Annotated in this window: 23 protein-coding genes; 14 read left to right on the top strand and 9 right to left on the bottom strand. The window is 46.9% G+C overall.

What is annotated here, in order from left to right; translation table 11 throughout:
* Nucleotides 1-42: 42 nt before the first annotated feature.
* The 3 genes from hflD to P8S55_RS01210 are packed head-to-tail and all read right to left on the bottom strand — an operon-like array spanning nucleotide 43 to nucleotide 2,428.
* Nucleotides 43-714, bottom strand: a complete 672-nt coding sequence (hflD, locus tag P8S55_RS01220; RefSeq protein WP_289224480.1) for a high frequency lysogenization protein HflD — start codon at nucleotides 712-714, stop codon at nucleotides 43-45.
* Nucleotides 715-723: 9 nt separating this feature from the next.
* Nucleotides 724-1,845: a tRNA 2-thiouridine(34) synthase MnmA gene (mnmA, locus tag P8S55_RS01215; RefSeq protein ID WP_289224479.1), complete on the bottom strand. Its 1,122-nt coding sequence runs from the start codon at nucleotides 1,843-1,845 to the stop codon at nucleotides 724-726.
* A 28-nt stretch (nucleotides 1,846-1,873) separates the two neighbouring features.
* Nucleotides 1,874-2,428: a pseudouridine synthase gene (locus P8S55_RS01210; protein WP_289224478.1), complete on the bottom strand. Its 555-nt coding sequence runs from the start codon at nucleotides 2,426-2,428 to the stop codon at nucleotides 1,874-1,876.
* A gap of 122 nt (nucleotides 2,429-2,550) precedes the next feature.
* Here P8S55_RS01210 and P8S55_RS01205 point away from each other — a divergent pair, with 122 nt between their 5' ends.
* The 3 genes from P8S55_RS01205 to clpA are packed head-to-tail and all read left to right on the top strand — an operon-like array spanning nucleotide 2,551 to nucleotide 5,958.
* Complete coding sequence (locus P8S55_RS01205; protein ID WP_289224477.1) at nucleotides 2,551-3,351, top strand: DnaJ domain-containing protein; 801 nt, start codon at nucleotides 2,551-2,553, stop codon at nucleotides 3,349-3,351.
* A gap of 39 nt (nucleotides 3,352-3,390) precedes the next feature.
* On the top strand, nucleotides 3,391-3,705 hold the full coding sequence (gene clpS / locus P8S55_RS01200) for an ATP-dependent Clp protease adapter ClpS (protein ID WP_289224476.1): 315 nt from the start codon (nucleotides 3,391-3,393) through the stop codon (nucleotides 3,703-3,705).
* 18 nt (nucleotides 3,706-3,723) lie between these two features.
* Nucleotides 3,724-5,958 carry an ATP-dependent Clp protease ATP-binding subunit ClpA gene (clpA, locus tag P8S55_RS01195; RefSeq protein ID WP_289224475.1) on the top strand — a complete coding sequence of 745 codons (2,235 nt, stop codon included), beginning with the start codon at nucleotides 3,724-3,726 and terminating at the stop codon, nucleotides 5,956-5,958.
* 56 nt (nucleotides 5,959-6,014) lie between these two features.
* On the opposite strand, the gene P8S55_RS01190 is transcribed toward clpA, so the two are convergent.
* Together P8S55_RS01190 and purE are read right to left on the bottom strand one after the other, a co-directional pair.
* A complete protein-coding gene (locus tag P8S55_RS01190; protein ID WP_289224474.1) occupies nucleotides 6,015-7,112 on the bottom strand; it encodes a 5-(carboxyamino)imidazole ribonucleotide synthase in 1,098 nt (365 codons plus the stop codon).
* Nucleotides 7,113-7,174: 62 nt separating this feature from the next.
* A complete protein-coding gene (gene purE, locus P8S55_RS01185) occupies nucleotides 7,175-7,678 on the bottom strand; it encodes a 5-(carboxyamino)imidazole ribonucleotide mutase (RefSeq protein WP_289224473.1) in 504 nt (167 codons plus the stop codon).
* Nucleotides 7,679-7,802: 124 nt separating this feature from the next.
* Here purE and P8S55_RS01180 point away from each other — a divergent pair, with 124 nt between their 5' ends.
* The 10 genes from P8S55_RS01180 to P8S55_RS01135 all read left to right on the top strand — a co-directional run bounded on the left by P8S55_RS01180 (nucleotide 7,803) and on the right by P8S55_RS01135 (nucleotide 17,377).
* The gene (locus tag P8S55_RS01180) at nucleotides 7,803-9,488 is read left to right on the top strand and encodes an L-lactate permease (protein ID WP_289224472.1); all 1,686 of its coding nucleotides are present in this window, start codon (nucleotides 7,803-7,805) and stop codon (nucleotides 9,486-9,488) included.
* Nucleotides 9,489-9,554: 66 nt separating this feature from the next.
* Nucleotides 9,555-9,806, top strand: a complete 252-nt coding sequence (locus P8S55_RS01175; RefSeq protein WP_289224471.1) for a TIGR03643 family protein — start codon at nucleotides 9,555-9,557, stop codon at nucleotides 9,804-9,806.
* Nucleotides 9,807-9,811: 5 nt separating this feature from the next.
* Nucleotides 9,812-10,600, top strand: a complete 789-nt coding sequence (locus P8S55_RS01170) for an FAD-binding domain-containing protein (protein ID WP_289224470.1) — start codon at nucleotides 9,812-9,814, stop codon at nucleotides 10,598-10,600.
* A gap of 1 nt (nucleotide 10,601) precedes the next feature.
* A complete protein-coding gene (locus tag P8S55_RS01165) occupies nucleotides 10,602-11,045 on the top strand; it encodes a hypothetical protein (protein ID WP_289224469.1) in 444 nt (147 codons plus the stop codon).
* 9 nt (nucleotides 11,046-11,054) lie between these two features.
* A complete protein-coding gene (locus tag P8S55_RS01160; protein WP_289224468.1) occupies nucleotides 11,055-11,504 on the top strand; it encodes a DUF3429 domain-containing protein in 450 nt (149 codons plus the stop codon).
* Between the two features lie 21 nt (nucleotides 11,505-11,525).
* Entirely contained in the window at nucleotides 11,526-12,962 is a 1,437-nt protein-coding gene (locus P8S55_RS01155) for an exonuclease domain-containing protein (RefSeq protein ID WP_289224467.1), read from the top strand.
* Nucleotides 12,963-13,013: 51 nt separating this feature from the next.
* Nucleotides 13,014-14,360 (top strand): Y-family DNA polymerase, encoded by a 1,347-nt coding sequence (locus tag P8S55_RS01150; protein ID WP_353957015.1) that lies wholly within the window; start codon nucleotides 13,014-13,016, stop codon nucleotides 14,358-14,360.
* Nucleotides 14,361-14,372: 12 nt separating this feature from the next.
* Nucleotides 14,373-15,011: a LexA family protein gene (locus P8S55_RS01145; RefSeq protein ID WP_289224466.1), complete on the top strand. Its 639-nt coding sequence runs from the start codon at nucleotides 14,373-14,375 to the stop codon at nucleotides 15,009-15,011.
* A 76-nt stretch (nucleotides 15,012-15,087) separates the two neighbouring features.
* Nucleotides 15,088-16,611, top strand: coding sequence for a threonine ammonia-lyase, biosynthetic (ilvA, locus tag P8S55_RS01140; RefSeq protein WP_289224465.1), 1,524 nt, complete (start codon nucleotides 15,088-15,090; stop codon nucleotides 16,609-16,611).
* Nucleotides 16,612-16,804: 193 nt separating this feature from the next.
* A complete protein-coding gene (locus P8S55_RS01135; protein ID WP_289224464.1) occupies nucleotides 16,805-17,377 on the top strand; it encodes a RelA/SpoT-related domain-containing protein in 573 nt (190 codons plus the stop codon).
* A gap of 48 nt (nucleotides 17,378-17,425) precedes the next feature.
* On the opposite strand, the gene P8S55_RS01130 is transcribed toward P8S55_RS01135, so the two are convergent.
* The 4 genes from P8S55_RS01130 to P8S55_RS01115 are packed head-to-tail and all read right to left on the bottom strand — an operon-like array spanning nucleotide 17,426 to nucleotide 21,231.
* Nucleotides 17,426-17,770: a type II toxin-antitoxin system HicB family antitoxin gene (locus tag P8S55_RS01130; RefSeq protein ID WP_289224463.1), complete on the bottom strand. Its 345-nt coding sequence runs from the start codon at nucleotides 17,768-17,770 to the stop codon at nucleotides 17,426-17,428.
* Nucleotides 17,767-18,036: a type II toxin-antitoxin system HicA family toxin gene (locus P8S55_RS01125; RefSeq protein ID WP_289224462.1), complete on the bottom strand. Its 270-nt coding sequence runs from the start codon at nucleotides 18,034-18,036 to the stop codon at nucleotides 17,767-17,769. Before P8S55_RS01125 ends, P8S55_RS01130 begins: the two co-directional genes overlap by 4 nt.
* A 25-nt stretch (nucleotides 18,037-18,061) precedes the next feature.
* Nucleotides 18,062-20,566: an ABC transporter permease gene (locus tag P8S55_RS01120; protein ID WP_289224461.1), complete on the bottom strand. Its 2,505-nt coding sequence runs from the start codon at nucleotides 20,564-20,566 to the stop codon at nucleotides 18,062-18,064.
* A complete protein-coding gene (locus tag P8S55_RS01115) occupies nucleotides 20,563-21,231 on the bottom strand; it encodes an ABC transporter ATP-binding protein (RefSeq protein ID WP_289224460.1) in 669 nt (222 codons plus the stop codon). The genes P8S55_RS01120 and P8S55_RS01115 overlap by 4 nt, the downstream gene beginning before the upstream one ends.
* On the opposite strand from P8S55_RS01115, the gene P8S55_RS01110 reads away from it, so the two are divergent.
* Nucleotides 21,202-21,909 (top strand): arylesterase, encoded by a 708-nt coding sequence (locus tag P8S55_RS01110; protein ID WP_289224459.1) that lies wholly within the window; start codon nucleotides 21,202-21,204, stop codon nucleotides 21,907-21,909. The two genes, P8S55_RS01115 and P8S55_RS01110, sit on opposite strands and share 30 nt — an antisense overlap.
* Nucleotides 21,910-21,914: the final 5 nt, after the last annotated feature.

The raw sequence follows: 21,914 nt of genomic DNA, 5'->3' as shown, positions 1-21,914 counted from the left end.
TTAGTCAGGCGGTTCCCCGTGAGAACCCGCCAATGTGCACAATTATTGTCTGCGGAATAACGATTCGTTAGGGTCTTTAGGGGGTGTGCGATTTAAGGCTTGAGCACTGCGAAGATATTTTTTACGACTCCAAATTAAACCCCAGCGTGATCCGCCAACTTGACGCCACAGCAAAGCTGAGCGAATGCCTGCTAGAAGTAAAGCACGAATTTTATTCGCGTTGTGCGGGTTTTGTAGGTGGCCATGTTGGCCTTTTACCATAATTCGTGGATTAAGGTTACTCACATTTTCCGTATAGGCGCGGGCGATAGATGCGGTCACGTTTTCATGCCAATCACCAAAATGGGCTCGCTGTGTTTTAGCCGTTTCTAAGGTACGCGCTATTTTGTCGAGGGTGCCGTCTTCTTTTATTACACTTCGTTCAAGTAGTATTAAGCTGAGTGCATAGCGCGTAATTTCGATATTACGCATCTCGTCACTATCCGATGACCCCATTTGTGAAAGCAGTGTGCGAACACCAAGCTGAATATTCATCACATCATCACCATAAACATCAAGCGTGCTGCTCGGGTTTTCAGCAAATAGGGTGTTAATAGAGGTGTGAAAGGCATTTTCATCCATCTTGCCTGTGGTTGCGAGGTCAAATACCAGCTTAGAGACTTGATAAATGCCGATCAGGGCCAGCGTTCGATCTTGATCTGTATAGTTTGACATAAGCTTCCTTTAGATAAGTTCAGTTAATTGTGTCAGTGTGTTTGCGCGTTGTTTAATCACCGCACCCCCCAAACAAACCTGATCTTGATAAAAAACAATCGATTGTCCTGGGGTAATCGCTTTTTGGGGTTGATCGAATTCAACCCAAATCTGTCCATCGCTTGCCTGTTTGATTAGGCAGGGTTGTTCGTGTTGTCGATAGCGTATTTTAGCTTTTAATGGATGATTTAAAGTGGGTAACTGTGCATTGGTCCAATCACATTGGTGGGCAAGCAGTGCGCAATGATGGAGGTGTGAGTCTTGCTCACCTTGTACTGCAATCAACTGATTAGTAGCTAGGTTTTTATCAGCCACAAACCAGGGTGCAGCCGAGTCACCATGGCCGCCGCCAATGCCTAAGCCTTTTCGTTGGCCTAAGGTGTAGTACATTAGGCCTTCGTGCCGACCAATTACCGTGCCATCGGGTTTAATAATCTCGCCAGGTTGAGCAGGTAGATAGCGTTGTAAAAAATCCTTGAACTTGCGCTCACCAATAAAGCAGATGCCGGTACTGTCTTTTTTATTGTGTACAACCAGGCCTGCTTGTTCGGCCAGCCGCCTTACTTCTGCTTTTTGCAGTTCGCCGACGGGGAAAAGTGTTTTACTCAGCGCCTTTTGCTGCAAAGTGTAAAGAAAGTAACTTTGGTCTTTGTTATTATCTAGGCCTTTTAGAAGTTGGTATTCGCCCTCATGAGTTTGGGCTACACGCGCATAATGACCGGTGGCAATTTTGTCCGCCCCTAGGTTAAGCGCATGGTCTAAAAACGCTTTGAACTTAATTTCTTTATTACACAGAATATCTGGATTAGGGGTTCGTCCTGCTTGGTATTCGGCTAGAAAGTGCTCAAATACCCGATCCCAATAATCTTTAGAGAAGTTTTCAACATGCAAAGAAATGTCAAGTTGCTCACAAATGCTAAAGACATCTTGTAAATCAGCGGCGGCTGGGCAATAGTCATCGGTGTCATCACCTTCCCAGTTTTTCATAAACAAGCCTTCCACTTGGTAGCCCTGTTGTTTGAGAAGCAGCGCGCTAACCGAGGAGTCTACGCCACCGGAGAGGCCAACAATCACTTTGGTGTTTTGATTCATAGTCTTAATTGTTAATTGAGGTAATGGGTTATTTTAACAGATTCGTGGTGCGCATTTGCATTTCACCCGGTTGCAGTGAACCAAGTTGGAATTCACCTATTTGAGTGCGGATCAGTCGTAGCGTTGGGAAACCGGTTGCAGCGGTCATACGTCTTACTTGGCGATTTTTACCTTCTTTTATCGTCAATTGAAGCCAGCTAGTAGGAATCGATTTTCGTTCGCGGATTGGTGGTGTGCGCGGCCAGAGCCAACTGGGCTCGTCAATTTGAGTCGCTTGGGCTGGGCGGGTTAAGCCATCTTTAAGCAGCACACCTTCGCAAAGGCTTTTAAGCGCTTGTGGGCTAGTTTCTCCCTCCACTTGAACTATATAGGTTTTAGGTTGTTTAAATGCTGGATCGGCTAGCCGCTGTTGCAGTTTTCCATTGTCGGTTAGCAGTAATAAACCTTCGCTATCACGGTCTAAGCGTCCAGCGGCATAAAATCCAGGCTGCGAAATATAATCAGCGAGTGTAGGACGTCCAAGGTCGTCAGTAAATTGACAAAGAACATCAAAGGGCTTGTTAAATAAGAGTAAACTTGGCATAGTAGAAATTGTATCTTAGTTTGAGCTCGTCGCTATAGATTTTGCAGACGATTTGTTTTGGCATTTATATTGCTAAGCGCTTAACACTGTTTTTTTAATTAATTAGGGAATCTTTTCAAAGCATGTTTACACAACACTTTGATGCCAATAAAGATTATTTTGCCGTTTTGGGTTTGCACAACCAGGCCTGCGAAAAAACGATTAAGCTGACTTACCGTAGGTTAGCCCGTCGTTATCACCCTGATGTATCAAAAATGCCCGATGCAACACTCAGGTTTCAAGAAATATCAGAAGCCTATGAGGTGTTAAGCAAACATCGTGAGGCCTATTGCCGGGCTTTCTCTCGCTTTAAAAGCAGCCATTTTAATTCTCGATATCAGCCAAACCAAAGCGCTCGCGACCATGCCCAGCCCAAAGAAGGCTTTCAGCGGCAGGATTATCAGCCACATAGTAAATGGCAACGTGCACCGATTGACGGTAAAGATCGGATTATTTGTTATCCGCTGACGTTACGTTATGCTATTCGTCTATTACAGCAAGGTCATTTTTATATTCCTGGCCTAAGGGTGAAAATGAAGTTTACCCGTGATGCATTTGAGGGTAAAACCTTTCGTCTAAAGGGCAAAGGCTACCAAGGTTTATTTGGTGGACAACCTGGTGATTATTTGGTGAGTTTTAATATTAACCAAGAGAGTTTGAGTTGGAAGTTGCAAGGTGTTGATCTTTATGGTGAGATAAAAGTCCCCAAGAGTTTGTTGGTGGCTGGTGGGACGGTGCAATTTGATTCACCTGTCGGTGCGCTGACGTTAGTTGTGCCTGAAAACTATAATCAAAACGAATTTATCAAAGTTCAAAACAAAGGCTTGCCATCCGATGAGCGTGGATTGGCGGGTCATCTCTATGCGCGCCTTATTGCCGCATAATTTTGTTCTATTATTCAAAAATATTGAAATTATAAAATTATGTCTCATTTTGACCAAACCAGTGATAATCTAGTCCTTGACCCGGTAAAACAAAAAGCTAAACCGCCTAAGCGCTATAAGGTTGTATTGTTAAACGATGACTTTACGCCTATGGAGTTTGTGGTGGATGTATTAATTAGGTTTTTTAAAATGGATGAGGATAAAGCGGTGCAGGTGATGTTAGCGGTGCATCAGCAAGGTAAAGGCATTTGCGGAGTGTATAGCCGAGAAGTAGCTGAAACCAAAGCTTATCAGGTTAACCAGTATGCCCGCCAAAACCAACATCCGTTAAAGTGTCAAATTGAAGCCGAATAATCTGATTGAGAAATGTCTATGTTAAGTAAATCTGTGCAGATGTCACTGAGTAATGCGTTTGGAATGGCGCATGAGTATGAACATGAATTTGTGACGCTTGAGCACTTATTGCTTGAATTATTGAGCCTGCCTGATGTTCAAGAGGTTGTAGTAGCCTGCGGCGGTAAACTTGAGCAAATCGAAAGCGAACTTGAGCAGTTCTTAGAAACAGAGCCTTTGTTCAGCAGCCCTGATCGCCAAGAAATTCACCCAACGATGAGTTTTCAGCGCGTGATTGAACGTGCAATCTATATGGTGCAATCTAATGGCTATAACGAGGTGTTGGGGGTGCATTTGTTGGCTTCGATGTTTGCTGAACCGGATTCACAAGCGGTATTTATTTTGCAATCAAATGGTATTCATCGTGTTGATGTTTTGAGTTATTTATCGCACGGCGTGGTGTCTTCACAGGAAGAGGATTTTTACCAGTCAGCGCAGCAGCCGGAACAAGAAATCGACAAGCCAGGCGCAGAAGAAGCGCTGACTAACTTTAGTTTAAACTTGAATAAACATGCCCTGGAAGGGCGCATTGACCCAATGATTGGTCGCCAGTGGGAACTTAATCGTACGCTTGAAATCTTGAGCCGTCGGCGTAAAAATAATCCACTATTGGTCGGTGAGCCAGGTGTAGGTAAAACCTCGATTGCTGAAGGTTTGGCGCATAAAATTGTGCACGGTGAAGTACCGGAAAGTATAGCCGATGCGGTGGTCTATAGTTTGGATATGGGCGCTTTATTGGCGGGAACGCGTTACCGTGGTGATTTTGAAAAACGCTTTAAAGCCTTATTAAATGAATTAGAAAAACAACCGCATGCGATTTTGTTTATTGATGAAATTCACACTATTGTTGGTGCGGGGGCGGTGCAGGGCGGGGCTATGGATGCGTCTAACCTGATGAAACCGGCTCTAGCGAATGGTAAGCTGCGCTGTATTGGTGCGACAACCTATGAAGAATACCGCGGTATTTTTGAAAAAGATCGTGCTTTAGCACGTCGCTTTCAAAAAGTTGAAGTGCGTGAACCCACCGTTAATGAAACCTTTGATATCTTAAAAGGCTTGAAAGAACAGTTTGAGGCGCATCACGAGGTGAAATATACCCAGCCTGCGCTTAAGGCGGCCGCCGAATTAGCCGAACGTTATATTACTGATCGCCATTTGCCTGATAAGGCGATTGATGTCATTGATGAGGCGGGAGCCAAGCAACGTTTAATGCCCCCGAGTCGGCGGCGTAAACAAATTGGTGTGCCTGAAATTCAGCAGGTGGTGGCAAACATTGCCCGTATTCCGATTGCTAATATCACGCAAAAAGAAAAAAATAAGCTGTTTGATCTTGAAACCAGTCTTCAGCGTGTGGTGTTTGGTCAGGATCATGCTATTGGCCAAGTGGTATCGGCGATTAAATTAGCCCGTTCCGGTTTGGCGAATGCCGATAAACCTACGGGTAGTTTTTTGTTTGCCGGCCCAACAGGCGTCGGCAAAACAGAGTTAACCCAGCAGCTTGCTAAGCATTTGGGGGTTGAGTTAGTACGTTTCGACATGTCTGAGTATATGGAACGTCATACGGTCTCACGTTTAATTGGCGCCCCACCGGGCTATGTAGGTTTTGACCAGGGTGGTTTACTGACCGAGGCGGTTAATCGCCAACCTCATTCCGTCGTGTTGTTGGACGAAATAGAAAAAGCCCATCCTGATGTGTATAACTTGTTGTTGCAAGTTATGGATCACGGTACCTTAACGGACAATAATGGTCGTAAGGTTGATTTTCGTAATGTTATTCTGATTATGACCTCGAACGTCGGAGCTGAGCAGATGAGTCGGGCGAGCATAGGCTTTGCTGAGCAGGATCACAGTATGGACTTTAATTCTGAGCTTAAAAAGCAGTTTAAACCCGAGTTTCGTAATCGTTTGGATGGGGTGATTCAGTTTAATCGTTTATCTCAGGATTCGATGAGTTCGGTGGTCAATAAGTTTATTTATGCACTTGAACACAGTTTGTTAGAGAAAAAAGTGACTTTAGTTTTGACCGCGGCGGCGCGTGATTGGTTAGCGAAAAAAGGCTTTGATCCGCAAATGGGTGCGCGGCCAATGAATCGTTTGATTCAAGAGCAAATTAAACAGCCTTTAGCTGAAAAGCTCTTGTTTGGCGAATTGCAAAATGGCGGTGAAGTTACGATTGATCTAAGCGATGATCAATTGGTTTTTAATTTTGCTTGATAAGAGCTGATTGGTATAACCAACCCGACCTGGTTGGTTATGAACCCGCAGGCTACCTAAGCAAGCCAGTCTTTAAGTTGTTCGAGTTGTTTGTCTAACGCCTGCTGGCTATCGGCCAGTAGCGTAATGTGTCCAAGTTTTCTTCCCGCACGCTCCTGTTTATCATATAAATGAACATAAACATTGTTGAGGTTTAAGGGCAGATCAATGTTGCCTAGTTCGCCAATAATATTAATCATTGCGGCATGGGATTGACGTGGCGAAGTACTGCCAAGCGGAAGGCCAGTAATCGCACGTAGGTGGTTTTCAAACTGCGAAGTCTGTGCGCCTTCGATGCTCCAATGCCCTGAATTGTGCACGCGGGGCGCCATTTCATTCACCACTAAGCCCTGCTCGGTTTCAAACAGCTCAAGTGTCAGCGCGCCAATGTGGTTCATTTCATCCAATAGGGCTTGCATATAGCTTTCAGCTTGACGTTGTAGGGTTTCAGTGACGGCTTGTGCGGGCGCAAGGGTGAGGCGCAAAATGCCTTGATGGTGGCGGTTTTCGACCAGTGGGTAGTAGACGTGTTGATTGGCGGCATTGCGTACGGCAATCATTGAGAGCTCACGCTTAAAGCGCACAAGCGCTTCCAGGACCGCAGGACGTTGGCCAATCGACAACCAGGCCTGGTTAATGTCTTGGGGTGATTTGATAACAAATTGGCCTTTGCCATCATAGCCTTCTGTAGTGGTTTTTAGTATCGCAGGTAATCCAATTTTTTCAACAGCTTGAGTCAATTCAGTTGAGTTGGCGACGAGTTGGTAGGGGGCGCAGGGGATATTCAGCCGATCAAAAAGCTCTTTTTCACGCCCACGATCTTGCGAGTAGTAAAGCGAGGTTGCACTAGGATAGACGGGTTTTATTTGGCTGATTTGTTCAACCTGTTCCACCGAGGTGTTTTCACTTTCGTAGGTGATGACATCAGCAAACTCAATGAGTGGGTCAAGTTGGTTTTCATGGTTAGGGTAAAACCGACCTAGTCGTCCAGCGGGTTCATCCAGCGCTGAGCCGTAAAACCCAAACTGCAAGTCGAGTGGATAGCCTGCCAAGGCTAACATGCGACCAAGTTGCCCTGCACCTAGAATGCCAATCTTACGTTTGTGCTCAGTCATGCGGTTTTTCTCCGGCTGGAAGGGATGCAATTCACCATTGTTAGCGATAGTAGGCCATAGATTTAGTCGATAGATGGGTCGGGATTATCGAGTACAAAGTCTGTTTGTGCTTGTCGCCAAACCCGCACGGCATCACGCACAGTGCTATTGTGATTGCCGATGATTTGAGCCGCGAGGATACCTGCATTTTTTGCGCCAGCATCACCAATGGCAAGTGTGCCAACAGGAATACCGCCGGGCATTTGAACAATCGACAATAGTGAGTCTTGGCCGCTGAGTGCGCGTGATTTTACCGGAACCCCGAGTACTGGAACCAATGTTTTGGCCGCAACCATGCCAGGAAGGTGAGCGGCGCCGCCTGCACCAGCAATAATAACCTCTAAACCTCTTTGTTCAGCCGTTTGGGCGTAATCAAACATTAAATCTGGAGTGCGATGCGCCGAGACGACTTTTACTTCATACGCCACACCGAATTGGTTCAACATTTCAACCGCATGTTGCATGGTTGGCCAATCACTTTTTGAGCCCATAATAACGCCAACTAAAGGGTGTTCAGATACTGGCATACGTTTGCCCTCTCAGATTTGAAAAAACCTTAAATTATAACCTGATGAAACTGATTGTCAATTGATTGTTGCTTGCTTTATTTTGTTATAATTGAGCTACTTTACTCCTTTTTATAGGCTTGCCATGAGTTTCTTCCAGTTGTTAGCGGCAGCGATGCCCGTTTTAGCCGTTTTATTGTTTTTGGTTATTATGCGGTTGCCTGCTAGCCGAGCGATGAGCTTAAGTTTAGTTATGGTCGCAATCTTAGCTTGGTTGGTTTGGCAAGTTCCTGTCGTTCAAATTGCGGCTTCGGTACTTGAGGGCTGGGTGATTGGTGCGTCCATTTTGCTGATTGTATTTGGCGCTATTGTTTTGCTCAATACCCTACAGGTAAGCGGGGCCGTTGAGGTTATTCGAACGGGTTTTACTCAAATCTCACCTGACCGGCGAGTACAAACGGTGATCGTCGGTTGGTTGTTTGTTGCCTTTTTGGAAGGAGCGAGTGGTTTTGGTACACCGGCGGCCATTGTGGCGCCTTTGTTGTTAGCCCTAGGGTTTCCGGCGATGGCTGCGGTAGTTTTGGCTTTGATTGCGGATAGTGGCGCAGTCTCTTATGGTGCGGTGGGTACGCCGGTGATTGTTGGTTTGGGGCAGGGTTTAGTAGATCCAAGCCATGCTGAAATTATGCAGATTGCGACTACGGCCAGCACGATTGATTTATTTGTAGCCAGTTTTTTACCCTTGATTATGGTGCTCTTGTTAACACGATTTTTTGGGGAAAATAAAAGCTGGCGTGAGGGGTTGGGCGCTTGGAAGTTTGCGTTGTTAGCCGGGTTTTCTTATACCTTGACAGCCTTGTTGGTTGCAAAAACGCTTGGGCCTGAGTTTCCTGCCATTCTCGGCGGCTTAGTGGGGTTGGCGATTACGGTTTTTGCGGCTAAAAAAGGGTTTTTAATGCCAAAAGATATTTGGTTATTTAAAACAGATAAGACTGAAGCTGACGCGCAAAGTTTGGATGAAGTATCGCCAGACCAGGTGAAAATCGAGGGCTGTGAAAAAACACCGGCCATCTCATCCTTCAAAGTGAATTCAAACGAATCGAAAACCTTGTCTCTTTTACAAGCCTGGTCGCCCTATATTTTGGTTGCGTTGTTACTCGTGCTGAGCCGGTTAGAGTTTTTGCCATTTAAAGCTTGGCTAACCAGCGTAAGTTTTGAGTTTAATCATTTATTGGCTACTGATATTTCTGCAAAGTGGGTGCCTTTGTACTTGCCGGGTAGTTTGTTTTTGCTTGTTGCCATTATTACCTTGCTATTGCATAAAGTGCCGATGAAACAAGCAGGCCTGGCTTGGGGGCGTTCGCTTAAGGTCATGTTGCCGACGATTATTGCGCTGGGGGCGTCGGTGCCGATGGTGCGGATATTTTTAAATTCAGGGGTCAATTCCGCAGAGCTGATGTCGATGCCAATGGAGTTGGCGGTGTTGGCGGCGGCCACCTTTGAGGGCGCTTGGCCGCTTGCCGCCCCGTTTGTGGGTGCGCTGGGGAGTTTTATCGCGGGTTCAGCGACCTTTTCAAATATGATGTTTGCGCAGTTTCAGGAATCTACCGCACTGGCAACCGGCTTGCCGACCCATTGGATTTTAGCCTTACAAATGTTAGGTGCGAATGCGGGCAATATGATTTGTGTGGTGAATGTGGTGGCTGCCGCCTCCGTGGTGAACCTCGTCGGGCGAGAAGGGCAAATTATCCGCTATACCTTGCTTCCTATGTTGTTTTATGTGGTGAGCGTTGGGGTGGTTGCAATGGTTGGATTGTCGTTGTTTTATTAGATTATCTTTTTGTTTAGCGTGTTATGGTGTATTATTTCTATATAGTTTTTGTATAGGAATGTTGCCGTGACTTTATGTTTAGAGGATCGCCATCGCGTGATTGAGATGGCTTGGGAAGATCGTACACCTTTTGAGGCGATTGAGCTGAATTTTGGCTTGTCTGAACCCCAAGTGATTAAGTTGATGCGCCGTGAGTTGAAGCCCTCAAGTTTTCGGTTATGGCGTGCACGGGTATCAGGCCGAAAAACCAAGCATCTTGCACTTCGCAGCGATCAGGTATCGCGCGGTTATTGTCCTACTCAGTACAAGCATCGGTGATTTGGATGCGCCCTTTGATCACAAAGTTTGAACATCGCTGTTCGCTCATTCGTTATGTTCAGGGTTTGTCAGGGTTGGCTGAGGATAGGGTGAGCTCGATTCAAGGGGGTGGTGCGCCAGCTTGGCAAAAAGCCGAGTTGATTGATCCTGCGGCCTATAGTCGAAACCGAAATTACCTAAAGGGGGCGGTTTCAGGTCTTTCGCCTTATATTCGTCATGGCGTGATGAGCCCCGCTGAGTTAGCTGATCAATTGGCAGTGTCCTATCCGAGTGCGTTACGCGCACGTTTTGTTCAACAATTGGCCTGGCGTGACTATTTTCATCGTGTTCATCAGGCTCAGTCATCTGCCGTTTGGCAAGACCGAGAAGCTTATAAAACCGGTTTTAGTGCCCAAGATTATGCCGATCACCTCCCTGAGGATATTCTACAAGCTCAAACCGGTGTGCGGCTGGTAGATCAATTAATTGAGCAGCTGCTTAATCAGGGGTATTTACATAACCATGCTCGTCTCTATCTAGCCTCTTACATAGTGCATTGGCGGCGGATTAAGTGGCAAGCGGGTGCAGCTTGGTTTTTAAGCCATTTACTAGATGGGGATATCGCCTCAAATAATTATTCGTGGCAATGGGTCGCTTCGACCTTTAGCGCTAAGCCTTATATTTTTAACCTTGACAATGTTAAGCGTTTTGCAGGTGATCTATTGGATTGCACGCATCCGAGTAACCGACTATTTGATGCAAGTTATGAACGCTTGACTGTTCAGTTGTTTCCAAATCGTGTGTGGGAGGGTTAGTATGGCGCGTTTGTTTTGGTTGCACGATGAGTGTTTGACAAGGCCAAGAGACTTAAACCCTGAGGATCGTTGGGTGTATATTTGGGATCAGACTTATTTTAACAAGCAGGCCTGGTCGCTCAAGCGCCAAGTATTTGTTTATGAAACCCTTTGCGAACTTGCCGACCTGGGCTGTGAGGTGTACCAAGCGGACATCCTTGAAGGCTTGCACAGGCTGCTAGAGCAGGGGTGCGAGGAGATCTTAACACCCGCCGCACAGGACCCAATTTTAAGCGAACTCATTGAAACGGCTCAACAGGCTATTGCTAGCTTACAACTACGCTCAGTGGATGAGTGGGTCTCAATTGATGACCCCGCACCGAAGCGATTTTTTCATTACTGGAAAAAAGTTGAAAAACAGCTTTTGTCGGAAACACAGCTCACCACCCACCATCGTGTTCGTTAAGGAGAAGTCATGTCACCGATTACACTTGCACAGACCCTGACTTATTTGGGTACCCTGCCTTTTATTTATGGAGGGCTCGCCCATTTAGGGCTGGCGCCTTTTGCTGCATGGCTTCCCTTTGCGATTGATTCTGCTTTATTGGCTTATGCTGCAGTTATTCTGAGTTTTTTGGCGGGGATTCACTGGGGTCTGGCCTTAGGTAAACTGGATCGTTATGATCAAAAACCCTTGGCCAGACGTTTGCTGTGGATGTCCAATATTATTGCGCTTTGGGCTTGGTTGATGTGGTTATTGCCCAGTAGTGTATTAGCTTTTTGGGGAATGGCGCTGGGTTTTGCGGTGATGTTGGCTGTGGATTGGCGCTGGTTAACCTTAGCCCAAACACAGGCCTGGTTTTGGCGTTTACGCTGGCAAGCGAGCTTTATTGCGATGCTTTCGCTTGTTGTAATGGGTTTTTAACATGTTTAAGGCTGTTTAAGCGTGCTTAAGGATTGGCAAGCCCTAGCTAAAGCCGGCTTTGATGACTGGGTACTGGTTGATATTGAAACCACGGGAGGTAAATTACACCTTGATGAGATAACCGAAATCGCCTTGATTCATATTGCGCAAGGCGAAGTGGTCGAACGTTATCAAACACTCCTAAAGCCCTCACGCTCGATTCCACCTTGGATTACCGAGCTAACTGGAATTAGCAATGCAATGGTGGCGAATGCCCCAAGTTTTGCTGAGATAGCCGACACCTTGGCGGCTAAATTTCAAAACAAACTGTTTGTTGCTCATAATGCGCGTTTTGATTATGGTTTTATTAAGGCCTCGTTTAAGCGTCTGGGGTTGGATTTTAAAATGCCGGTTTTGTGTACGGTAAAACTCTCGCGTGCGCTTTATCCCGAATATAAACGTCATGGGTTGGATCAACTCATTGAGCGCTTTGGTCTTGGTTGTGAACAGCGCCATCGTGCGATGGGCGATGCCCAGGTGTTGGGGTATTTTTTGCAGCAGGCCTGCTTAGATAAAGGCGTTGATGCAGTCATTGCGCAATGTAAAGCGCAACTTAAAACCTATAGCTTACCGGCCAATCTAGACCCTGATGTATTGAAGGATTGCCCTGATACGCCGGGTGTGTATCAATTCTACAATCAGCAGGGGCATGTGATTTATGTGGGCAAGTCGGTCACCCTGCGCACACGTATTTTAAGCCATTTTTCGCAGGGTCAAACCTTAGCCAAAGATCTTCAGATCGCCAATGAGTTGCATCATATAGATTGGATTGAGTGTGCAGGAGACTTGGGTGCACAGTTGTTGGAAGCTAAGTTGGTAAAGCAGCTCAGCCCTAAATACAATCGACAATTAAAAAAGTTGACCAAGCTTTGGCATTTTGAGATTGTTCAAGATCAATTAGGCTATGACACACTGCGCTTGGTGAGCACTGATGGCCTGAGTGCAGAGGATTTAGCCAATAGTTACGGACTTTACCGCTCGAAAGCCCAAGCAATTAAAGCTTTGGAAAAACGTGTGACCGAGCATCAACTGTGTCAGCGTTTAACCGGTTTAGAGAAAAAGTCATCGGGCGCCTGTTTTGCCTACCAGCTTAAACGCTGTAAAGGCGGGTGTGTTGGTCAGGAGTCGGCTGCTCAGTATAATCTTCGCTTGGCAACGGCGTTGTTACCACTTAAACAGCAAGTTTGGCCTTGGTCGGGTGCGATTTTAGTAAAAGAACAACAGGGTTCGAATCAGCAGGTTCACCTTATTAACCAGTGGTGTTGGATGGGAACCGCGACAGATGACTCTGCGCTAGCCGACTTATTGGAGAGTTCAAGCGCGTCGCATTTTATTGAATTGGACAGTTATAAAATTCTTGTTAAGTTTTTATTAAAGCCAGACCGGTCATTGCGCATTCAGGTTTTAGATTCGAACTAGCGGGTTATCTTGAAAAGTGTTACACTTTTATTTTTACTCTAGTTGAGCACAATGATGCCTGTTTATGCCTTGGTGGATGCCAATAGTTTTTATGCGTCTTGTGAAATGGCCTTTAACCCTAAGCTGGCACAGCGTCCGGTGGTGGTTTTGTCAAATAACGACGGCTGTATAGTAGCCGCGAATAAGATGGCTAAGGAACTAGCCAAGCGCTTTCCAATCAATTATGGATCGGGCGGTTATCATGCCGCTAAACCCACTAGTATGATGTTTCAGCCGTATTTTAAAGTTGAAAAAATGCTCAAACGATTTAACACCGCGGTGTTTAGCTCAAACTATGAGTTGTATGGCGATATGAGTGCGCGAATGCATCGTATGTTGGGTGAGTTTAGTAGCGCGCAAGAGGTCTATTCGATTGATGAGTCGTTTTTAGATTTGAGTGGTATGAGCCAGTGGAACTTAACCGAATATGCTAAAAAGATAAAGCAGACGCTTCACCAAGGGCTTGGTTTACCGGTGGCGGTTGGCATTGGGCCTTCAAAAACCCTCGCAAAACTGGCTAATCATTTGGCTAAGAAACATGATGCTTATCAAGGTGTACTTGATTTAACGGCTTTATCCGAGCCGGTTGTCGATGCGCTGTTGCGTCAGGTTGCGGTGGGTGATGTGTGGGGTGTGGGCAAAAAACGAGCGCAACAGTTAACCGACATGGGGATTCAAACGGCACTGGATTTAAAATATGCGAATGTGAAAATGCTTCGCAGGCGGTTTTCAGTGGTGATGGAGCGTCTGGTGTTGGAGTTAAATAACCAGGCCTGCTTGCGTTTGGAGGAGGTGGCACCAGCGAAACAGCAGATTTTAAGTTCGCGCTCGTTTGGGCAGCCGATCCGTGACTTTGATCTAGTCGCGCAAGCAGTGGCGAGTTATACCGCGCGGGCGGCACAAAAGTTACGAGCTGAAGGCTCGGTCTGTCAGTATATTTCTGTTTTTCTTCGCACCAATCCGTTTAAATCCAACGCCCCGTTTTACCAAAATCAACATACCTATGGCCTGGTGTATCCTACTGATCACACTGGGTTAGTGTTGACTATGGCAAAACGTGCGCTTAAACGGATTTGGCAACCGGGCTTGGCTTATCATAAGGCCGGGGTATGTTTAAGCGATATTAGTCCTAAAGGGGCGATGCAATTGGATGTGTTTGCGCCTGATCCTAAGTATTCAGCGAACCCAAAATCGGATGCGCTGATGACGGTGATGGATCAAATTAACCAGCGAATGGGGCGGGGGAGTGTACAGCTTGCCGCAGAGGGCTTGGCCGATAAGCAGGCCTGGCAAATGCGTCGGGCCTTGTGTTCACCTCGTTATACCACACGGCTTAATGAGGTTTTAACGGTTTGGTAGGGAGACAAAAGTATGTGTATGGAAGATGAAAAGTTAAAAACGAGTGCACTGGCTCATGGTGGCAAACGCAAAGGTGCTGGACGCAAATCCGGTAGTGGCAAGTTTGGCGAACCGACCAAAGTGATACGGGTGCCTGAATCGAAGGTAGAGCGAGTTAAAGCTTGGCTTGAGGAGGGGGGTGATGTTTCAGCTGATGATAACGTGCATTATATGGCGTTACCGCAGTTTAAAAATGCGCAAGTATTTCGTCCAGACTTTACATCCCATTATGATATTGGGCTCTATTCGCATAAGGTGGTCGCAGGCTTCCCTTCACCAGCGGATGATAATCTTGAGCAAACGATTGATTTAAATACACACTTCATTAAAAAACCTAACACTACGTTTTTGGTCAAGGTACAGGGCGATTCGATGAAACAAGCCGGTATTTATCCAGGTGATTTATTAGCTGTGGACCGTAGCGAAACACCGAAAGACGGTAAGATTGTGATCGCTTCGATAGATGGTGAGCTGACGGTAAAACGCCTGTCAATTAAATCAACTGGTACTTGGTTAATGCCCGAAAATGATCAATACGATCCTATTCCAGTGCGAGAGAGTTCAGATCTGGTGATTTGGGGGGTGGTGGTGTCGGTACTGCGTTCGGTGTAATCTTTCCATGGCGGTGTTTTTGATTGGTATAATCCAGCGATTGTGATTAAAAGACAAGCTAAAGGTTGCTTAAAACATGCCTGAACGTATATTGAAAAAAGTTTTAACCGTACCCGTTTATGATGTCGCCGAAGAGACCCCGTTTGAACTGGCGCCCCTGTTGTCAGCGCGTATGCAAAACAAGGTATGGCTCAAGCGTGAAGACCTTCAGCCGGTGTTTTCTTTTAAACTGCGCGGTGCCTATGCCAAGATGGTCACCCTGAGCGAAGATCAAAAGAAAGCCGGCGTAATTGCGGCCTCAGCAGGCAACCATGCCCAAGGTGTGGCATTAGCCGCGAGTAAAATGGGCATTAAAGCAACGATTGTGATGCCCAAAACCACGCCACCCATTAAGGTTAATGCAGTACGTCGCTTGGGCGCTAAAGTGGTGTTGCACGGCGATGCGTTTGATGAGGCGTCGATTCATGCCCAGCAGTTAATGCGTGAGAATAAATACACCTTTATCCACCCGTATGATGATGACGATGTGATTGCCGGCCAAGGCACGATTGCGCTGGAAATTTTGCGCCAGCATCCTAAGCCCTTGGATATTGTGTTTGTTTGTGTCGGTGGCGGTGGATTGATTGCCGGGATTGGTGCGGTGATGAAACAGGTTTGGCCTAAAACGCGAATTATTGGTGTCGAACCTGAAGAGGCAGCTTGCTTAACCGAAGCGCTAAAAGCCGGTGAGCGGATTAAGCTTAAACAAGTGGGCTTGTTTGCCGATGGCGCGGCCGTGGCGCAAGTCGGTGAAATTCCGTTTCAAATCGCGCAAACCTGTGTCGACGAAATGATCACAGTAACCAATGATGAAATCTGCGCCGCGATTAAGGATGTGTTTGAAGATACCCGTGCGATTGCCGAACCAGCAGGCGCGCTGGCGGTTGCGGGTTTGAAGAAATTTGTCGCTGAACGCGGTGTGTCGGGCCTAGAAATGGCGGCGATTGTCAGTGGTGCGAATATGAATTTTGATCGCTTGCACCATATTGCTGAGCGAACTGAAATCGGCGAAAAGCGTGAGGCGATTTTTGCCGTCAAAATCAAAGAGCATCCCGGAAGCTTTAAACAGTTCTGCGAAGATTTGGGCGCTAGTCGCGCCATTACCGAGTTTAATTACCGTTATGCCGATGCGCAAAATGCCATAGTATTCGTTGGTGTTAAAACCGAAGGGGGGCGGCCTGAACAAATTCGCCTGCTGGACGATTTGCGCGAAAAAGGTTATCAAGTTGAAGATATGTCTGACAATGAAATGGCCAAGTTGCATTTGCGTCATATGGTCGGCGGAAGGGCGGAAGATATCCAAGATGAAAAGGTCTATCGGTTTGAGTTCCCTGAGCGCCCGGGCGCGCTGCTTAACTTTTTAAGCCGGATGAGTGAAGAGTGGAATATCAGCTTGTTCCATTATCGTAATCACTCTGATGCCTATGGACGGGTTTTGGTCGGCGTACAGGTGCCAGCTAATCAAGCGGCCGATTTTGAAGCCTATTTAGATAGCCTTAAATACCCCTATGTATCAGAGCAAGATAATCCTGCGTATCATTTATTTCTCAGTACAAATTAACACAAATAACCGGTGCACGTCGATGAGAGATTAACCTCATTCCCACGCTGTGCGTGGGAATGCAGACCGATTTAACCTATGAAACAGGGCTCGAACCCAAGTTCAAGGCGCTTGCCCTGCCTAAAGAGACAACCAGGCCTGGTTGCTTTTGAGGTTAAATCCTACTTAGTTGAATGTTAAATAGGTCATAGAGATGAGTATAGACAAAATTAATCAAACAAGACAACTGGTAAGCGAAATCAACCGCTTGCATCTTGCGTTTTCAAATGATTACTTTGAAACGGGAAAAGTAGCCAAAATTAACCTGTCCAGAACCATTCGTCATGTGCCTGCGTCGCCTATTTATCAATACCGTTTAACCCTGCATGAATGTATTAACGATTATTTGATGACAGCAAATATCGATATCAAATATTTCTACCGGGTCAAAACCCGTGAAAGCATTGACGATAAGATTACACGTTTCTCAATGCGTGAAGATCAATATCCTGTAAACAACTGGCTCAATGATATTTTTGGTGCGCGCATTATTTTAAACGCCGATGAAATAAACAGTGTGATGGATTTATTGGACGCTTGGCAAGACGAATTGGGATTGAAAAATTGGTATTTACGCGATAGACAAGGATATCGAGGATTGCATATCTATTTCAAAAATAAGAATAACTTTTATTTCCCGTGGGAGTTGCAAATCTGGGATGAGCAAGATATCCAAAGCAACATCAAAAACCACGAAAAATTCAAACGAAATTTTTTAAGCCACTAAAGAGCGCACGCAACAAACCGCAACCAACATGAATATGCATAACCGATATTATGCGTGTTCATGTTTGGCGTTTTGTTGGAGCGCGTCTTCAATCCATTGATTTAAACTTTTTTGTTCTGATGTGGCAAGCAGGACTATTTTTTCATGCAACTGTGAAGGTATGCGCACATTAAAGCGCCCTGAGTAGTGTTTTTTAGGCTCGATACCTTTTTCTTTACACATGTCTAAAAATGTATTGAGTGATATTTTAGCTTCTTTTTTTAAACCTTCGATATCTGATGCATAAAAATCGGCACCACCATTAAGCCCAACAAACTCGCCACGAAAAAGCTCTATTTCAGGATCAAATTCCACAACCGCTTTGTAGCCTTCAACGGTCAATAAATTTTTCAAGATTTTACTCCTTTGTTCTCTAACCATTTGCGCACGCTCGCAACAGCGCCTTTGTCTGTGTTTGGTGACGGGTGGGGACGATGGAAAACCCGTATTTCACCATCAAAAAACACACCTATGCGAGAGCCTTCTCGTTGCTCAATATCAGCGCCCAAAGCAACAAATAACGCTTCAATATCTCGCCATTTGATATTGGCACTAATGGGGCGTTGATAAATAAGCTCCAGTGTTTTATGATGCATTTTTTCATAGGTTAATGGTACCATTTTTAAATACCACTATTCAAGCAATTTAGCTATCCGCCTGCAGTTGTTGTAGCAATTGTTTTGGGGTTTGGGTTAGGGGCTTGCGTTGGGTTAGCCAGCCGATGGCTAACAACAACAGCGCACTTGCGACAATCGATACTAACCAGAGTGTTGGGTTCAATTGTGGGCTGACACCGAGCCAGAAGTGACCAATCAATAGGCTGGTGATTTGGCCTAAGCTGGCGGCGAAAAGACCAGCCAGCACCCCGATCAATACAAATTCGGTTAAGCCAATTTTGACAATATCACTTTGCTGTGCGCCCAGCGTTCTGAGCAATAACCAGCTACGAATGCGCCCGAGTTGGGAGGCGCGGGTTGCGGTAAAAATCACGATTAAGCTCGATACTAGCGTAAACAAATACAAAATACTTACCGCCATTGAGGCTTGATTCATAATTAGTTGAATCTGGGCAATCATTTCACGCGCATCAACCCAAAGCACGCCCGACAACTGTTGGTTAAGCTGGCGACGCAATTGGCTAGTGGCCTCGGGAGATAGGTCAGATCGGAAATTGGTGATATAGGTCACCGGCAACAGGCGGTCGGCTTGGGGTTCGAGTACGAAGAAAAAGTTTAGCCTAAAACTCTGCCACTCCACCTCACGAAAGCTGGTGATTTGATAGTTGAAAGCCTGTCCAATTAAGTCAAACGTCAGAATGTCGCCCAATTGTAAACCAAACAGCGCGGCCATTTCGGCCTCAACCGAAACAAACGGCATATCCGCTTGGCGTTGCGCGTTATCAAGCTTTGCCGTTATCTTATTGTAAGCAGGCGGTTGGTTTAAAACCGCGATATTTGCTTCGCGCTCTAACAAGCGGCGGGCGCGGTTTTCGGTTTGATCTTGCGGGTGGATGGGCGTTTGGTTGACCTCAATCAAGCGGCCGCGCACCATCGGTACTAACTCCGCTTCAATATCAAACTGCGTGATGAGTGCGGCAAATTCTGGCTGTTGGTCGGGTTGAATGTTCATCACAAAGGTGTTGGGGGCATCTTGCGGCAAGGAAGCTTGCCAGCTTTGTAGCAGGTCTTGGCGCACAAAGCTCATCAGCACTAGGATAAATATCACCAACCCCAGCGAAATTAATTGCAACGTCACCAGGCCTGGTGAGCGCGCAAGCGCGGCAATTGCTAAACGCAACCAACCTTGGGTATAGGGTTGAAGGCGTTGTAAGCCGATTAACAGCAGTTTGGCTAACAGATAGAGCAGACCCGCACTGATAAATAGTGCAGGCACCGCCCAAACCAACAGTTGATTGCTCAGCAACAAGCCCATCAGCGCGATCAGCAACATCAGGCTGACGCCGATGAGTACCAGCACATTGGTTTTGTTTTCCGCTTGGCGCAATACGCGCAGGGGTGAGACCTGGGTGGCCTGACGAAACGCTGGCCAAGCAAAAGTCCAGAGAGCGAGGGTGCCGCTAATTAAGCCTATTAATATCGCCGAGCTATAACCGGGAATCACCAGCGGCACGAAATACTCGCTTAAAATCGGCCGCGCCAGATAAAACAAGCCCTGGCCAATCAACACCCCTATCACACTACCTAACAAGGCCAGATAAGTCAGTTGCAAGGCAAACAAGCCAGTAAGCTGGCGATTAGACGCCCCCGCAGCACGCATCAGCGCCATCGAGGCGGTCCAACGTTGTAAATAAAATCGGCTGGCAATCAAAATCGCCAGGCCTGCAATCAACACGGTTGCAAGCGCCGATAAGTCCAAAAATAGCCAAGCGGTATCCATGGCGCGCTCTAAATCATCGGTTGGTGCGCGTGCACTTTGGATTTGCCAGTGGGCATGGTTTTGTTGTTCTAGGGTTTTTGCAAACGCATCAAGCGTTCGTAAATCACCCGCTAACCCCAGCTCATAGTTCACCCGACTACCTGGGCCAATTAAACCTAAGTCTTGAACCACCGATAAGGGCATGATCACTTGAGGGGCAAATTGGCTAAAGGTGGCTTGAAAAACATCCTGCCCCGCCAGCCAGTCGGCGATTTCAAATTCACCCCGCCCAAGCAGCAACCGCTGGCCGGGTTGTACGTTAAGCAACCCCCTCAGTTGTGGGTCGGCTAACACCTGATCAGCGCTCAGCTGGTTAATGTCCAGCCCGCGTTCCGAGCTGAGTGCGCCGCGCAGCGGGTAGTTGGCTTCGATACCTTTGAGTAGCACCATCTGAAACTCATCGTCCTGCTCGGTGCTGTGCATCGCCATGGTGGTAAAACTGATTTGATAACTGGTTTCTAAGCCCTGCTCCATCGCTTGTTGGCGCCATTGCGGATCAATCGGGCGGGTAGAGCGTAACACCAGATCAGCCGATAGACTTTCGGCGGCTTTGGTTAGCATGCTTTTATGGACGGTTTGGGCGAGTTGCTCAACCAGCGTAACGCTGGCGCTGGCAATCACCACCGCTAACCAAAGCCATAACCAATCGCCGCGTTTAAACCCGCGCCAAAACCAACGGCTGGAGGCGAGCAGGCTGCTCAGTACCGCGCTCATACCAAGCCATCCAAAAGCACACCTTGTTGCAAGGTCACTTGTCGTTGGCAGAGCTTGGCAAACTGGCGGTCGTGGGTCACTAAAATCAAGGTGGTGCGTTGTTGTAAATCAAACAACAATTGTTGAACCTGCGCGGCGGTGGTTTCGTCCAGATTGCCTGTGGGTTCATCCGCAAACAGAATTTTAGGCTCGGTGACAATTGCGCGTGCTATCGCTACGCGTTGTTGTTCGCCACCGGACAAGGCTTGGGGGGTATGATGTAGGCGATGGCTTAATCCTACTTGCGCTAGCGCCTTTTGTGCGCGATCACGCGCATCGGGCAGGCCAAACAATTCAAGCGGCATCATCACGTTTTCCAGCGCATTCATTCCCGGCATCAATTGAAAGTTTTGGAACACAAAGCCCACTTGTTTAGCGCGTAAACGCGCACGCTGATCTTCACTCATCGGTGTTAGGTTTTCACCTAGTAAATGCACCTCACCCTCGGTCGCGCTATCCAGCCCCGCCATCAATGCGAGCAGCGTGGATTTGCCAGACCCCGAACGCCCAACGATGGCTAAACTCTCACATGCCTCGACATTTAGCTCACAGCCTTTTAAGATAGCCAGTTCATCATCCGCTGAGGATACACGATAATGGACGTTTTTAAGTTGCAGTACAGACATGAAGTTCAACCTTGGGTTCGTAATGGGCTTAAGGGGTTTTATAGGTTATATGGGTTTTTCGGATTAAGTATTCTACTGTTTTTCTTCAGCGCTCAGGCGGTGAATGCGCAAACGCGCTTGCTGGTGGTTGGCGACAGTTTAAGTGCCGCCTATGGGTTGCCAACCGAGCAGGGCTGGGTTGCTCTATTACAACAAAAACTTGATGCACAAACTAAGGAAATCGGCGAGCCGATTCTGGTTGTCAACGCCAGCCTGAGCGGAGAGACCACTTCAGGCGGTTTGCAACGTTTGCCCGCTTTGCTAAAGCAGCACTCGCCCCGCTATGTGATGATAGAACTGGGTGCTAATGACGCACTGCGCGGTCAAAACCTACAAATCACCCAGCGCAATTTAGCAAGGATGATTGAATTGAGTCAGCAAGCGGGGGCGAAGGTTTGGCTGTTGGGTATTCGCTTACCGACCAATTACGGACCGGCTTATGATGCCGCATTAGGGCGGGTGTATAGTCGGTTGGCCGAACAATACCAAGTGCCGCTTGATCCTTTTTTTCTGGAAGAGGTGGCGCTGGATCCTGATCTGATGCAAGACGATGCGCTGCATCCGAATGCACAAGCGCAACCAATAATTTTAAACCGCGTATGGCGCTTGATTGAAAACACCTTAACAACCGCCGACTAACAACC

It is taken from the genome of Thiomicrospira sp. R3, from assembly GCF_029581415.1.
Classification (GTDB): domain Bacteria; phylum Pseudomonadota; class Gammaproteobacteria; order Thiomicrospirales; family Thiomicrospiraceae; genus Thiomicrospira.
This window is presented reverse-complemented; position numbering and strand designations above follow the sequence as displayed.

Coding starts and splice junctions, on each gene's coding strand:
- hflD (WP_289224480.1), bottom strand. CDS start 714: ATGTCAAACTATACAGATCAAGATCGAACGCTGGCCCTGATCGGCATT.
- mnmA (WP_289224479.1), bottom strand. CDS start 1,845: ATGAATCAAAACACCAAAGTGATTGTTGGCCTCTCCGGTGGCGTAGAC.
- P8S55_RS01210 (WP_289224478.1), bottom strand. CDS start 2,428: ATGCCAAGTTTACTCTTATTTAACAAGCCCTTTGATGTTCTTTGTCAA.
- P8S55_RS01205 (WP_289224477.1), top strand. CDS start 2,551: ATGTTTACACAACACTTTGATGCCAATAAAGATTATTTTGCCGTTTTG.
- clpS (WP_289224476.1), top strand. CDS start 3,391: ATGTCTCATTTTGACCAAACCAGTGATAATCTAGTCCTTGACCCGGTA.
- clpA (WP_289224475.1), top strand. CDS start 3,724: ATGTTAAGTAAATCTGTGCAGATGTCACTGAGTAATGCGTTTGGAATG.
- P8S55_RS01190 (WP_289224474.1), bottom strand. CDS start 7,112: ATGACTGAGCACAAACGTAAGATTGGCATTCTAGGTGCAGGGCAACTT.
- purE (WP_289224473.1), bottom strand. CDS start 7,678: ATGCCAGTATCTGAACACCCTTTAGTTGGCGTTATTATGGGCTCAAAA.
- P8S55_RS01180 (WP_289224472.1), top strand. CDS start 7,803: ATGAGTTTCTTCCAGTTGTTAGCGGCAGCGATGCCCGTTTTAGCCGTT.
- P8S55_RS01170 (WP_289224470.1), top strand. CDS start 9,812: ATGCGCCCTTTGATCACAAAGTTTGAACATCGCTGTTCGCTCATTCGT.
- P8S55_RS01165 (WP_289224469.1), top strand. CDS start 10,602: ATGGCGCGTTTGTTTTGGTTGCACGATGAGTGTTTGACAAGGCCAAGA.
- P8S55_RS01160 (WP_289224468.1), top strand. CDS start 11,055: ATGTCACCGATTACACTTGCACAGACCCTGACTTATTTGGGTACCCTG.
- P8S55_RS01150 (WP_353957015.1), top strand. CDS start 13,014: ATGATGCCTGTTTATGCCTTGGTGGATGCCAATAGTTTTTATGCGTCT.
- P8S55_RS01145 (WP_289224466.1), top strand. CDS start 14,373: ATGTGTATGGAAGATGAAAAGTTAAAAACGAGTGCACTGGCTCATGGT.
- ilvA (WP_289224465.1), top strand. CDS start 15,088: ATGCCTGAACGTATATTGAAAAAAGTTTTAACCGTACCCGTTTATGAT.
- P8S55_RS01135 (WP_289224464.1), top strand. CDS start 16,805: ATGAGTATAGACAAAATTAATCAAACAAGACAACTGGTAAGCGAAATC.
- P8S55_RS01125 (WP_289224462.1), bottom strand. CDS start 18,036: ATGGTACCATTAACCTATGAAAAAATGCATCATAAAACACTGGAGCTT.
- P8S55_RS01120 (WP_289224461.1), bottom strand. CDS start 20,566: ATGAGCGCGGTACTGAGCAGCCTGCTCGCCTCCAGCCGTTGGTTTTGG.
- P8S55_RS01110 (WP_289224459.1), top strand. CDS start 21,202: ATGGACGTTTTTAAGTTGCAGTACAGACATGAAGTTCAACCTTGGGTT.
- P8S55_RS01115 (WP_289224460.1), bottom strand. CDS start 21,231: ATGTCTGTACTGCAACTTAAAAACGTCCATTATCGTGTATCCTCAGCG.